The following is a 12,704-nucleotide window of genomic DNA, read 5'->3' on the forward strand; positions in this document are numbered from 1 at the left end:
CTCGCCCCATCAATTCGAACGCGACTTTCAAATCAGCCTATCTTAGCGCACTGTCCGTTTTTACTGGACCATCCCAAGTAGAGAAGTACCATTACTCCCGCCTTTATCTTGAAAAAGCTGATTAACATAACATTGCTTATAAGCGCAGACTTGGAAAAATGGTAGTTTTTACCCCCTAGTGCGGCCTGGCGTCGATGTGGTACTTTAGCTATACAAAACCATCCTTTCTTTACCCTCTTACGCAATGGGGCTTGACTACAGCTTCGTACTGCTTATCAAGCGGTCGGATGAGCAGCAGTTGCTAACGCATATTTCTGAGAATGGCTCGATTGAGCAGTTAGCGGAGCCTTTTGGCACTTGCGTTACATTAAACTTCCTACTTGATGAAGTGCTAGTGGACTACCTAAACAAGATCGTCCGTGATAGATATGGGGATGCTTGGACGAGGAGGCTCCTGTTCAATGAAGAAAGTAATTATCCAGAGTACTTTCCTACTCATAATACAGGGCGCATCGGATGTATCTATCTTGATATCAAGCAAGTATCATCGAGTGACTATTCTTTTGTCAGCTTCACTGCTGCCGCTTCTGGTATGAGCAGGCTATTTCAAACCTCCCCTAGCATTAAAAACTGGTTTGTTCACCTCAGCAGCATGTTGAATGCTAGAGCTGCCTTTTTAGATTTAGAAGAGCAGGGCTACCATTTCTTCTATCGAGAAGGCTGTATGATAACGGCCATACTCAACGAGGACTTAGAGATAGTTCAAGCAACAGACAGTGACCGGCAAGCGGTAACTGATATCTGCCACGATTACGCGAAGCTGTTTTTAGTGTAAATCATTCGATTAAAACCAGCCTCATATACCTATTTCACCACCATGGCTGTGCTGCTGTCCAGCTTGGCGTACGCGCTACTGGGCCACCTGGCGCTGCGCTTCCTGCTTAAGCTGCGGGTTAAGTTCTCTTACTAGTTCATAAAATCGCTTTACCTCTGAGGTTCATAACGTTTAAAGAACGGACATCAGCAAACGTTATAAAAACCTCTATAGTGTTCAGTCAAGCAGTGCGATGCTACTATTTAACACCTGATTGTTGTAGACAAGTGAATGAACAACTAGATTTACAACTAAAATCACAACTGGTATCGGTTTAACAACGACAACATGATCTACACGGTAGGCGGTATCAAAGGAGGAAGTGGTAAAACCACGATTGCGACGAACCTCACAGTCTTTCTGCTACAACAGGGACGGGATGTGCTGCTCATTGACGCCGACGACCAGGAATCGGCCACAGATTTTACTTCTTTCCGGCATCAGACGCTGGAAGGTGAGTTGGGTTACACGGCAGTGAAAGTAACGGGACGGGAACTCAACGCAAACGTCTTGCGCTTGGCTGGCAAGTACGACGATATTGTCATTGACACGGGTGGCCGGGATACCGTTAGCCAGCGTTCTGCTTTGACAGTGTCCCAGGTCTATCTTGTACCGTTCGCTCCTCGTTCGCTCGACATCTGGACCCTGCGTAAAGTCGAGAACCTAATTGCGGAGGTGGCACCCTTTAACCCTACCCTACGGTCGTTGACCTTCATCAACAAGGCCGACGCCCGCGGTACCTATAAAGAAGAAGCGGCCGAGTTGCTGCGTAGCTCCGAGCACCTGCAGTTTTTAGAGGCAACTGTTGGCAACCGCATCTCATTTGCCAACGCAGCTGCCTCAGGTCTTGGCGTTCTTGAGGTAAAGCCAGCGGACGACAAAGCAATAACGGAAGTGAATGAGCTGTGCAGCAGCGTGCAAGCCGCTGTGATAGCAAGTAAATAAAGAAGTACATCAACAACTAGATTTACAACTAGATCTACTTCCAAAAGTAGAATAGATTGTAGAACTTATCTGACAACAGATGGCGACTAAGAAACCAAAGCTGGGCCTCCCTCCTACCCCGCCCGCCCCGACAACACTGGCAAACTCAGCCATGCAGGAGATGATCAATAAGGGGGGCTCCACGATAGAGGTACCCACGGCACCTACTCCGACGGCTCAAGAAGAGGACAAGCTCAAGTCCTTCACCTTTAAAATCTACGAGAGTGAACTGGCGCAGATCCGCGCCATTCAGGACCGCCTACCCAAGCGGGACCGAATCTCCATTCACGATTTCGTCGTGTCGGCCGTAACAGAAAAGATAGCGAAAGAGAATAAGAAACAGAACTAAAAAAACTTGTTTATTGGGTTCTGTTTTTAGTTGTAAAATTAGTTGTATACTAGATAGGCAATAAGTAGTGCTGCAATGATTTAGCGTGCTGTCCTAGCATGAAGTCGCGAAAGAGGGTTAGATCATCTGTGCGTCGACTGCTTTCCAATGCTTCAAAGTAGGCCCGCTTGTCTTCCCGAAAGACGATGGTTAGGGGCTGCCGGTAGTAGTGCTGCACGTAATTCATTAGCAGGCGCGACGTGCGCCCGTTGCCGTCATTGAAGGGGTGAATGCTCACGAGCTGCTGATGGGCATCAAAGGCCACGTGGAGCTGCTCGGGCAGCGTCGTCGCCTGGGGCATGCGCGCCGCGAGTTGCCGGGTTAACTGCTCAACGAGCGGCCGTACCTTCTGGGCATTGGGAAAAGAACTGGCACCCAGGATGGATACTTTGTCCAAGCGAAAGTCACCCTTGGCCGCATCCGTACTCCCCAGGATGCTATTGGTGCGTAGCCCCGTCGTGCGCATCACAGCGCCCGCTAATTCTTGTAGCAGCCCAGGGGAGGGAAGCCGCCGCTCATGGGCCCACTGCAACGCTAGGTCCAACGCCTGGGCGTGATCGGCCAGCATATCGTAGCCGTCCCAAGGGAGGCTCTGGTCAATCTTAGCCTCTTCGCCCACCAAAAAATCAAAGGCTGACTGGACCGTTACCCGGGAGCCCTCGAGCATCGTCGAGTGCGCCGATACCATCACGTGGTTGAGTTGCTGGCGGGACAGCCGGTCGGCAGCCGGTAACTGATGCACCAAGGCAGTCAAGCGCTCGATTTCCTCCCACCTCATGCCGCCATCGCCTGGCGCAGGCTATCAATGTCTACGCTGGCCAGGGACACCGGATACTCTAGCCCCGAAACGTGAATCACCTGGTAGGCCCAGGCGGCCAGATCGTGCGCGTAAATGATCGGCTGGTCGTGCGCATCGTGGTAGACCGTCTTGCCCAGCATAAACGCTTCTACGCTGGCCCGTAACGGCGCCGGTACTTCCTCTAGGGCTTTGTCCCGTGGATCAGTCAGTAAGTGCGTCAGGTAAGCCCTGAGCACACGATAGGCTTCTTGGTTACGCGAGGTCATAGCGGGGTAGGGGAGAGGCGCGCACGTTAGCTGGTCTTGGCAGGCGTTGTAAGCCCGAGTACGGTCAATAGCAGGCCGGCCGGATTCTTATCGGCCTTGATCTTGTCAGTCTTCAGGCGGTACATGAATTTGAACAACTCGTTTACGAGCTGCTCATCCCCGATGATGCGGCTCACCAATTTGGGGTCTTTGATGCCCAGCGACTCCAGGTGCCGGCGCGCCATCAGCGTCTTGGCCGCATCGGGGGATTCTTCGAAGGGAATCGGCAGCTGCTTGGGTTCTTGCTTGGTGACGTAGAAGCGAACGGCGTGAAAGGAGCGCCCCTGCTTGAGCAGGGTGTAGCCGATTTTGAGCTCGGTATTCTCGTTGATCTGCCGCACGGCAATATCGAGCACCTTCGACTTCAAATCACTGATGCGCTGAAACTGCTCCGGCTCCTTGCCTTTGGGGTCCTTGAGTTTGAGCATGAGCTTCAACTCATCCAGCTCGTAGGTTTTGGTTTCGCCAATGTCTTTCCACTGCGAGGCCAGTTGGTAGATGCGCTTGGCGTACTTGCTGGAGATCTTCAGCGCCGAGAAAAGCTGGTAGGAAGTGAAGTTGTTTTTCAGCTCGAACAGGTAGGGGCGAATATCCTCCGAGAGGCGAATGCGCAAGAAGCCCTGACCTTTCACGTACTCCACCTTCTGGAACATCCACAGCTGCACGTAGGATTTGTCGGTCTCCACTTCGAACATGCGCGAGCCCATGGACTCGGTGGCTTCCCGTAGCTGTTTGTAGTGCCATTCGCGGCCCGTCATGGCCACCACTTCGCTCATGTGGATCTGGTACTCCTGATTCGGTTTGTCCTCACGTCGTAGCTTGGAAAGAAGAAAGAACAGCAAGTCGAGTTGACACGCGGTGTAGTCGTAGCGAGCTGTTGTTATCGCATTATGCTGCCGTACTTCCAGTGATTCAGTATGATCCATAGCCATAGGGTAGAACACAAAGATAGAAATCCTGATAAAAACTACAATCGTTTTTGTATGTCGTTTTAAACTGATAAAAAGTAGTCGCTCCCTTTCCGAGTGACTGATAAAAAGTAGTAACCGACTGATAAAAAGTAGTAACCGACTGATAAAAAGTCGTTTTAAACTGATAAAAAGTCGTTTTAAAGCAACGTAATGGATAGATTACTAGCTAGTTATGAGCCCTGCAAATAGACAAAGCTTTATAAATACACAACTTGTTGATCCGCACGCGAGCGCAGAGTACAAGCTTGTAAGGGTGAAAATACTATCTAGAGAACGGCAGAGGAAACAACAAAACACGCGGCACAAAAAAGCCTAAAAAGGGCCCGCGAGATTTGTACTTTTCTAATACTATCTTATGCCCGTATATAATTATTAGTAGCCATGCAGCGATAACTCTACCAACCAGCGTAGTGTGAGAAACGACTTTTTATCAGTCGCACCGGCCAACCATGTACCCATACTGCCATCTCCTTACCTAAAGTCTATGCGAGAAGCGACCTATGTACTGCGGCCTGGCTGGTACTCCTGCGGTAGAAGAGAAATCGCTGATAAAAAGTCGTTTTTCGTGTGCAGCTTAACAGCTACCGTTTCCCGGTTTGCTATAGTGAAAACCCTGTTGTTCAATATCTAGCTACAGGTCATAGCCTCTACTGCACACCAGACCGGTTTGTCTTGACTTATCAACAAGTCAAGACACTGAAACCCACGTGTGATACGTTCCCTGCAGGCGGCTGCAATGGACCCATAAGTGTAAACTTACTACGCATTGCCTGTATACAGTGTAGTTACAAAACGCTAACTTTTATTCGTTACTCAATCTAGCCATCACAATCCTATCAGTTTTATGGCGTATGCTATCCTTCGTATTGGTAAGATCAAATCCCACAGCAGCGCTACTTCCAAAACGCAGCATAATTATCGCACCCAGCATACGCCCAATGCCGATCCCGAACAGTTCAGCCGCAACCAAGAGCTACTTAACCACACGCAACGCAATTATTGGGATCTGGCGCAGCAGCGTATCCAAGAAGCCGGGATCACCCGCGTGCGCCGCGACGCCGTCTGCGCCGTGGAGGTCTTGCTCACCGGTAGCCCGGAAACCTTCACCCGCGATGCGCAGGGCAAAGCGCAGGATATGCGGGGCTCGGCGTGGGTAGAGGATAATTTGCACTTTTTGCAGCAGCGCTATGGTGCGCGTAACGTCGTCAGCTTCACGCTGCACCAGGACGAGCTCACACCCCATATTCATGCGGTCGTGGTTCCCATCACCCAGCAGCAGCGCCTGCACGAAGGCGAGCGAGTGGGAGCCGTGGAGCGCTTGTCCTGCCGCGACGTATTTGGCCCTGTGGAACTGCGCAAGCTGCAAACGGACTACGCTAAGGCCATGGCACCCTACGGGTTGCAGCGCGGGGTGATGTACAGCACCGCCATCCACGAGGACGTACGCCGCTACTACGGGGCGCAGAAAACGAGTCAGGAGGAGCTGGCCGAGTTGACCAAGCCGTTGGTGCACGCGCCCTTTCAGTTGCCGGCTATCAAGCCATTGGAGCGGGTGAGCCCCCAAGCGTACCTGGAACGGGAGCAGGCCCGCCTCAACGAGCACCTGGCCCAGCAGGTAGCGGCCGTCAACGCCAAGCTGGCGCAGGTATCCCTCATTGCCACGGCCAACACGCTGGCCCAGTACCGGGCGCGGGTACTGGAAAAGCAGCTGGCCACCAGCAAGGAGCGCGAGCAGCAGACGGCCGCGGCGCTGGCCCAGAAGACGCAGGAGCTCACGACCAAAACCGAGGAGTTGGCTTCGGTGCGGCAGAAGTTTCACCACCTCTTAGTGCTCACGGCTCAGCAGGAACCACTCAGCAAGTCTGCGCAGGACTGGGCCGCAACGCAACAGCAGCAAAGCCAGGCCCGGGCCACCCGGGTAGTCGAGACCTTCCTGCAAGGACCCGTGGCCAACTCGGATCAACTGCTAGAGACGTTGCAAGCCACAGGGTACAAGGTCTACCAACTGCGTGGGCAAGATGAGTTATTGGTGCGCGAGCAGAGCACGCAGGTGCGCTTTCCACTCCTGGACCTGCGGCCGAATGGGCAGGACTTGTGGGCGCAGCTACAACAAGCGATAGAGCGCACGCAGCAGCAGGAGGCGGCGCGGCAGCAGCGCGAAGAGCAGCAGCGCCGGGAGAAGCTGGCCCAGAATTCCGCGGCACTGCACGCCGTGATCCAGGCGCGGGACGCGGCGGAAGCGGACAGTATTGAAGAAGCGCTGGAAAAGGCGGGGGCTAATGTGTGGCAACAAGAAGTATGGGTGTTGTTAAACAAATAGGGCAAGACCTCCGACTCAGGAGCACAGCCACCTGATTTTCATAAGTAGTATTCTGTTTGTCAATATGTTACCTGATATTTGGTCGAAACGATAGTCTTAACGTTCGTTTTCGCCACCCACTTTCGATTGCGTTAAGGAGCGTATAAGACTATCAGGTTTTCGATGCTCTTATACCGCTTTTGCACCTTGTCACGAGTGACCAAGCCATTTGGCTATGGACTCGGAGGTTTTCCCCTATTTGTTTAACAATACCCAGTATTGCCCGACCAACGGGTAAGACTACGCGTCAGCTACTTCTTTGAGTGGGAGACCATCGAGCGCATCAGCCAAGTGCTGGATAAGGTGCAACGGTCTAAGGATACACTACTGGAGGAAAGCTACGGGCATCATAATTCACGCACGAGCGCCGTGCGCACCTTGGAGCGGGAACGGGAACACGAGCGGCGCGGACCGGAACGGGGGATGGGTATCGGTTAGGAAAGAGACGACAGAAGCTAGCCTAGTAGCGTCGACGCCAGATCTTATACCAGTGTTTATTCGCCGGGTACGTGCGTGTAGCCGGCAGATTGTTTACCAGCAGTGCCACCAGTAGTAACAGTAGGGCTCCGACGAATACGGGTACCAGTACGTACCAGTAGCCCAGGGCTTTGAGTTGTGGTGAGCCAATGTTGGCAATCAGCGCCGTGGCGCCGCCAGGCGGATGGAGTGTCTTGGTGATCTGCATGCCCACAATAGAGAGGGAGACGGCCAGGGCCGAGGCCAACCAGAGTTCGTGCGGCACCAATTGGTGAACGCTGACGCCAATGAGGGCGCTGATGACGTGCCCGCCCAGCAGGTTACGGGGTTGAGCCAGCGGGCTGTTGATCACGCCATAAATCAACACGGAGGAGGCGCCGAACGAGCCCACCAGTAAGGGGGTATCCGTCAGCGTTAGGACATACTGGCTAAGTAGCCCAACCAAGGCAATCCCCCCGAAGGATCCCAGCAGCGTCCATAGGTGCTCTTGCGCATCGAATAGGGTTTCTTGATACGCAACCACGCGGATGCGGCGGGCGTGTCGCAGTAGTTTTTTACGCATGTAGGTAAGAAGGCAGGTTCCGCTGCCCTTGGTAGTGACCAGCAAAGATAACTCCCATAGCCGGGCTATCGCCGCGCGCCGGCCGCTGGTGCGCCTTCATGCAGACGAGAAAGCCCCTCATCGGAGGGGCTTTCATGTTCTTTACGCTTTACTACTGTCGGAATCTATCAGACAATGTAGCTTGTAGGCTAGCGGAAGCGGGAGAGGTTTAGCATCATGGACACGCCGCCGTTCGTGCGCCACGAGTTCAGGTTCTCCGTGTCGGAGGTACGCGTGCTCCACAGATTCCACATCAACCCGTTCGAGTTGCGGATCGACCACGCCTGGCTGGCATTCAGGTCCAGCCAAGGACCATACGTGGCGGCGGTGCCGGTTTCTTTCACGAAAATGCAGGCCCAGCGCGCGAAGATGGATTTGCCCCCCTGAATGTCCAGCACGGCGTCTTCATCCTGCAGGATGCCGCCGGGCGATTTGGATAAACTGGTGCGCGCATAGTTCATCGCTTGCAGCCCCATGCCCCAGTAGTCGGGGCTGTTGTAGTAGGGCCGCAGTTCATTGGCTGCCCCGATGAAGGTGCCTTGCGTGTACAATAAGGCGCCTTCTGTGATTTGTCCTGCTTTATTCATGGCCCCTTTCACTTCCCCTGTGGCGGCGACGTAAAACCGCGGGGCCATCCAGTCCATGATCATCTTGGCCTTATCGCGGTAGCTGACATCGCCGGTGGCTTTGTAGAGCCGCATGGCGCAAATCACGGCCGGCGCATTGACGCAGGTATTTTTGGAGAGCTTATCGGTTTTCCACCACAAGCCCCCGCCCAGCGTTGTGTCCCAGCCACGAGCCCAGACTAAGTCAAAGTTCTGACGGGCCATGGTGAGCATGCCCCCGTCGTTCCAGATCTCGTAGGCGCGCACGCACATGAGCGAGCCCCAGATGATGTCGTCGTTGAATTCGTTGCTGCTCCACAGCGTGCCGTGGGCATCGCGCATGCCATTGTAGAGGTACTGGATTTTGTTTTTGTACTCGGTGGTGGGGTTGACATTGTAGGCGTCGATGACGGTTTCGATGGCCTCGGCCTGGGTCCAGAAGTCCATCCGCCGGGTTTTGGCCACATCAAACCAGTAGTTGGCCTTGAAGGTAGGGCCATACGTGCCGTACTGGTTGTAGTACTTGTTGTCATAGCTAGTCAGCGCCAGCAGGGCTTCACTTTTGGGAACCACGGCCAGCGCGCTGACCTGGGTAGGGGCTATGCCGGTGGTGGAGTCCTCCGTGAAGGCCTTCTCTTGGCAACCCGCGAGTAGGCTCAGCAGCACGGCCGGCAGGACACCCCGGCGCAGCATCTGTTGTAGTCCGGTCGGCGCGAAGGCCTGAAGCTGGGGGAGGGAGGGCGCATCGTTGGTTTGCATAGGATGGGAGTTTGGTGGGTAAATAGAGCACTAGGAACCTGCGCTTCGTTAGACCGAAGGGCTGGCAAGGGTACCTCAATGTATAGCGATCCTCCGCCTTCAACTAGGAACTTCTACTAGTTTTTGTGACGTCATTGCAAGTACTACTACTGTATTATCCCACTACCCTATCGTTTTGCTGTATAAAGACAAGTGTATGCTAGTCAATACAATAGATGTGGTGCCTTATAAATATTCAGCTGCCTTTCTGTTGCACGATTCATCTCCCCGTGGTTTTTAGGCTACTCTTGGTTGTCATAGGATGAGTTTGTGACATAAGGATCGAGTATTGCTCAGTTTGTATACCTACTACAAAAGGCCGGCTACATAGCCGGCCTTTTGTAGTAGGTATACAAACTAGGGGTTGTGAATCAACTCAAACAGTGAGTTCTCCTACTAGAGTCCCTTGTGTGAGGGACTCTCTGATATACTAGGAGGCATAGCCATTATCTGTTAGGTGCAGTAAGGACAAGGTCGTGCGCGTGTCAAGCAAGGGACGAGCCTTCTGAGGTCGTGTTTGGCGAACGCAAGCAGCAACCTACTGCGCTTGCCGTAGCCACGCGCCTGCTGCGGCCTCCTCTTCGAAGATGTGGTAGGTAAGCGCGCCTTCGCGGGCATCATGTATAACCAAGTTCGTGGCTAAGCGGGCAAATACGTCGTGGGGGAGTAAGACCGCCGCTGCGCGTTCCTGCTGTACCCCCAGCGGCGTATGCATCCAGCGCTCGTTGATCCAAATGCGCTCCTGCTCGGTGAAGGGTGTCATCACCCGCTGATCGGTGAGTACCTTGTGCCAATTGCGCCGGTGTAGCAACTGACCCAGATGGGTGAGCAAGGCTTGGAATTCGTTGAACACCCGTTTGCCAGGTTTGTATTGCACAATGGCATACCCATCGGCGTGCTCGGTGAGGCGACCGACGGGGTTCTCGAAATAGAGGGCGTGTGCGGTAAGGGGCATAAACCAGCGCGTAGTATAGTAGTCCAACAACAAACAAGTGCCGTGACGCACGCATGCAAGCGTTGCTAAGAGGCATACCGTTGTCGGTTAAGCGAAGCAAAGATAAGGCCGCAAGCGTGTCCAGGAGAGGTCGCACCTTCTCGGGCTTCGTACGCTTGAACCGAGCGGCCACTTGCTCTAACGTAAGGGGGGGCCGGCTTGCTGAATGGCATTCCGCAACGCCTGCATCTGCTGGGCAAGCTCCGTGGGCCAGAGTTGTGGGCCCGCAATACGTGGTGGGCATGATCTGCTTCGGTAAGGAGAGTGTTGCCTGTTGCTCGATTACCGTGTTAGGGAAGGGTAACTGCTGCGCCAGGGACAGCAGAAAACTTACTTTTCCAGCTCTAGCCACAAAGCGGGGCGCATCCCACCCCCGTCTCTAGGTCGGCCGGAAACGCCATTGCCCCGGACGTAAACCTGGCCGGCGGCATTGACGCTCGCCGCCGTACGTGCATAGTAGCCAGGCGAACGAAGTCGCCACCAGTGGAAAGTAGCCCCATAAGTTGCTTGTCGGTTGGCGTTGTGTTCGTCGTCGATACACCAGGTTTGACGACCTTTGGTCTGTAGGCTAGCTTCGCTGTTGCCGAAATACTGGCACACCTCTTCCAGACTCAGCAGAAAGATGCGGTCCGTGGTGGTAGTTCCTCCACTTGTTCGAAACCACGGGTTGTCGGGATTCTCGTTGGTAACGGGAAGGACCCTCGCTTGCTCGCTGGGGGTGAAGGTGGTGTACAACACCTCGTTCAGGTACTTTCTTATCTCACACTCGGCCCAGGTTACGTCTACAAACTGCGTGTGATACCACCGTAGTTCTAGTATCGCTTCGGTGATAAGTAGTGCCCGGTTGTCTGTACGGGCCAGCACTCGCCACCGGTACTGGCCAAAAGAGATAAGGTCGCCTGGTTTCATGTTGCGAGTCGCGTTGCACGCTTAAAGATACAGGCTGCGAGTCGCGGGTACCTCATTTCAGGGCATGAACCGGGAGGGTGTGCAGTCAGGGGCCGTGTACTGGTTGATGATGCGGTTCTCGTGCTGTACACGGTGCGTGATAGTGGTGCTATGGGAACATAGGCAAAACCAGGCAACGCTAACCCTGTGCAGAGCATCTTGTAGATATGAGACGATGCTATGTATTCTTCCTGTTGCTATTAAGTCCCGCGGCAGTGCAGGCGCAGACGAGCGCCAGTGCCCTTCCGGACTCAGTGTACGCCTTCTTAGACAAGAGTTTGCAACTCTTGCAAACGTATTCGCTGGAACGCGCGACTGTGGACTGGCCCACCTTTCGCCACACGGTGTTTCAGCGGGTACAAGGGGCCCAAACGATTCGGGACCTGCTGCCCGTTTACTCCTTCGTGTTCGAGCAACTCAAAGACGACCACGGGTGGCTCACGTATCAAGGCAAGTCGTATAAATGGCGTAATCCTGCGCGCCCAGCCTACGCCAATCAGGTTGTGAAAGAGGCGCTAGCGAAGAAGCCCGGTGTGCTCGTGCAACTGCTTCCCCACCGCATTGGCTACATTCAACTGCCGGGTATCAATGCCGGGGGGAGTTTACAGCAGATGCGCGACGCGGCCAAGATGGTGCAGGACTCGCTGTGCCGCCTCGACCCCGATAACGTCAGGGCGTGGATACTGGACCTACGCCTGAATGACGGCGGGGCGATGGCGCCCATGCTGGCCGGCATTGCACCTTTGTTGGGGGATAGCCACCTGGGCGGTTTTGTCGACAAAGATGGTAGGGCGGATCAACAGTGGTATCTGCGCCAGGGCAACTTTTATATGGACACGCTGCAGGTCACCACGCTCAAACAGCGGTGTCCGGCCCGGAGAGCGGATAAGCCCATCGCCGTCCTACTCAGTGGGATGACGGCCAGCTCGGGCGAGATCGTGGCGATCAGCCTGAAAGGCCGGCCGGCCACGCGTTTCTTTGGCGAGCCCACCTATGGCGCGACGACGGCCAACGAAAGCTACCGCATCCAGGGGACTGCCTATCTGACCATCGCCGGCTTACAGGATGCAGACCGCAATCAGGTAGCTTACAAAGCCAACCTGCTGCCGGATGTGCTCATTGCCGGCGGGGACAACTTCCACGACTTGATGCAGGACGCGAAAGTACAAGCGGCTGTACAGTGGCTACGAAAGGCCAAAGGCAACCGCAAGCAGTAGTTGTATTGTGCGCTTCCCGTTTATGGGAGCCAGTCACAGGGTAGAGAAAAGCGTGTTTTCATTACCTGATGAGTGGTTTACTTCGGTGGGAAGCGTACAAGGCGACTTCAACATTTTCCAGCTGTTAGAGAATGCATCTTGGAAATAATGGTCCCCAGACCAATCAGCTCGTCGTGATCTGTCTCGCACAGTAGCCAGTGATACTTCTTGGAGACAACGTAGTACTCGAAAGCATAGAATTCATGCAGTACTAGCTGCACTGCCTGAACGCTGCCTTCAAAGAGCCAGAATTTACTCGGATCTATATTTGAGGTGGTCTAGTGAAAACAGACAGTGGCAAGTCTTACCTTCCAGTGCCTATGTCGACCAAAGTGCTTTCCAGCG

14 protein-coding genes are annotated in these 12,704 nt (G+C 54.1%); 6 read left to right on the forward strand and 8 right to left on the reverse strand.

The genetic code is table 11. The features are described 5' to 3' along the window. The first annotated feature begins 244 nt into the window (after positions 1-244). The 3 genes from J4D97_RS22075 (at position 245) to J4D97_RS22085 (ending at position 2,207) form a co-directional block, all read left to right on the forward strand. On the forward strand, positions 245-835 hold the full coding sequence (locus tag J4D97_RS22075; RefSeq protein WP_208309482.1) for a hypothetical protein: 591 nt from the start codon (positions 245-247) through the stop codon (positions 833-835). Positions 836-1,162: 327 nt separating this feature from the next. After that, on the forward strand, positions 1,163-1,819 hold the full coding sequence (locus J4D97_RS22080; RefSeq protein WP_208309483.1) for an AAA family ATPase: 657 nt from the start codon (positions 1,163-1,165) through the stop codon (positions 1,817-1,819). A 79-nt stretch (positions 1,820-1,898) separates the two neighbouring features. Next, positions 1,899-2,207, forward strand: coding sequence for a hypothetical protein (locus tag J4D97_RS22085; protein WP_208309484.1), 309 nt, complete (start codon positions 1,899-1,901; stop codon positions 2,205-2,207). A gap of 49 nt (positions 2,208-2,256) precedes the next feature. Here the strand turns inward: J4D97_RS22085 and J4D97_RS22090 are convergent, their stop codons facing one another. The 3 genes from J4D97_RS22090 to J4D97_RS22100 are packed head-to-tail and all read right to left on the reverse strand — an operon-like array spanning position 2,257 to position 4,276. Next, positions 2,257-3,024 carry a Fic family protein gene (locus tag J4D97_RS22090; protein ID WP_208309485.1) on the reverse strand — a complete coding sequence of 256 codons (768 nt, stop codon included), beginning with the start codon at positions 3,022-3,024 and terminating at the stop codon, positions 2,257-2,259. Continuing rightward, positions 3,021-3,311 (reverse strand): hypothetical protein, encoded by a 291-nt coding sequence (locus tag J4D97_RS22095; RefSeq protein WP_208309486.1) that lies wholly within the window; start codon positions 3,309-3,311, stop codon positions 3,021-3,023. The genes J4D97_RS22090 and J4D97_RS22095 overlap by 4 nt, the downstream gene beginning before the upstream one ends. A 26-nt stretch (positions 3,312-3,337) precedes the next feature. Further along, a complete protein-coding gene (locus J4D97_RS22100; protein ID WP_208309487.1) occupies positions 3,338-4,276 on the reverse strand; it encodes a replication initiation protein in 939 nt (312 codons plus the stop codon). A gap of 889 nt (positions 4,277-5,165) precedes the next feature. Between J4D97_RS22100 and mobV the strand changes: the two genes are divergently transcribed. Together mobV and J4D97_RS22110 are read left to right on the forward strand one after the other, a co-directional pair. After that, entirely contained in the window at positions 5,166-6,641 is a 1,476-nt protein-coding gene (gene mobV / locus J4D97_RS22105; RefSeq protein WP_208309488.1) for a MobV family relaxase, read from the forward strand. Positions 6,642-6,899: 258 nt separating this feature from the next. Beyond that, positions 6,900-7,118: a hypothetical protein gene (locus J4D97_RS22110; RefSeq protein WP_208309489.1), complete on the forward strand. Its 219-nt coding sequence runs from the start codon at positions 6,900-6,902 to the stop codon at positions 7,116-7,118. 22 nt (positions 7,119-7,140) lie between these two features. Here the strand turns inward: J4D97_RS22110 and J4D97_RS22115 are convergent, their stop codons facing one another. The 4 genes from J4D97_RS22115 to J4D97_RS22130 form a co-directional block, all read right to left on the reverse strand. Beyond that, the gene (locus tag J4D97_RS22115) at positions 7,141-7,719 is read right to left on the reverse strand and encodes an HPP family protein (RefSeq protein WP_208309490.1); all 579 of its coding nucleotides are present in this window, start codon (positions 7,717-7,719) and stop codon (positions 7,141-7,143) included. 188 nt (positions 7,720-7,907) lie between these two features. Then, entirely contained in the window at positions 7,908-9,122 is a 1,215-nt protein-coding gene (locus J4D97_RS22120; protein WP_208309491.1) for a glycoside hydrolase family 76 protein, read from the reverse strand. Between the two features lie 577 nt (positions 9,123-9,699). Continuing rightward, positions 9,700-10,116 (reverse strand): hypothetical protein, encoded by a 417-nt coding sequence (locus J4D97_RS22125; protein WP_208309492.1) that lies wholly within the window; start codon positions 10,114-10,116, stop codon positions 9,700-9,702. Between the two features lie 369 nt (positions 10,117-10,485). After that, on the reverse strand, positions 10,486-11,064 hold the full coding sequence (locus tag J4D97_RS22130; RefSeq protein WP_208309493.1) for a DUF6273 domain-containing protein: 579 nt from the start codon (positions 11,062-11,064) through the stop codon (positions 10,486-10,488). A 356-nt stretch (positions 11,065-11,420) separates the two neighbouring features. Between J4D97_RS22130 and J4D97_RS23800 the strand changes: the two genes are divergently transcribed. Continuing rightward, positions 11,421-12,320 carry a S41 family peptidase gene (locus J4D97_RS23800; RefSeq protein ID WP_208309494.1) on the forward strand — a complete coding sequence of 300 codons (900 nt, stop codon included), beginning with the start codon at positions 11,421-11,423 and terminating at the stop codon, positions 12,318-12,320. 107 nt (positions 12,321-12,427) lie between these two features. Here J4D97_RS23800 and J4D97_RS24090 read toward each other — a convergent pair whose 3' ends face one another. Continuing rightward, positions 12,428-12,625: a DUF6756 family protein gene (locus J4D97_RS24090; protein WP_432207229.1), complete on the reverse strand. Its 198-nt coding sequence runs from the start codon at positions 12,623-12,625 to the stop codon at positions 12,428-12,430. Between the last annotated feature and the right edge of the window lie 79 nt (positions 12,626-12,704).

Origin of the sequence: Hymenobacter defluvii (assembly GCF_017589435.1) — a bacterium.
Taxonomy (GTDB): Bacteria; Bacteroidota; Bacteroidia; order Cytophagales; family Hymenobacteraceae; genus Hymenobacter; species Hymenobacter profundi.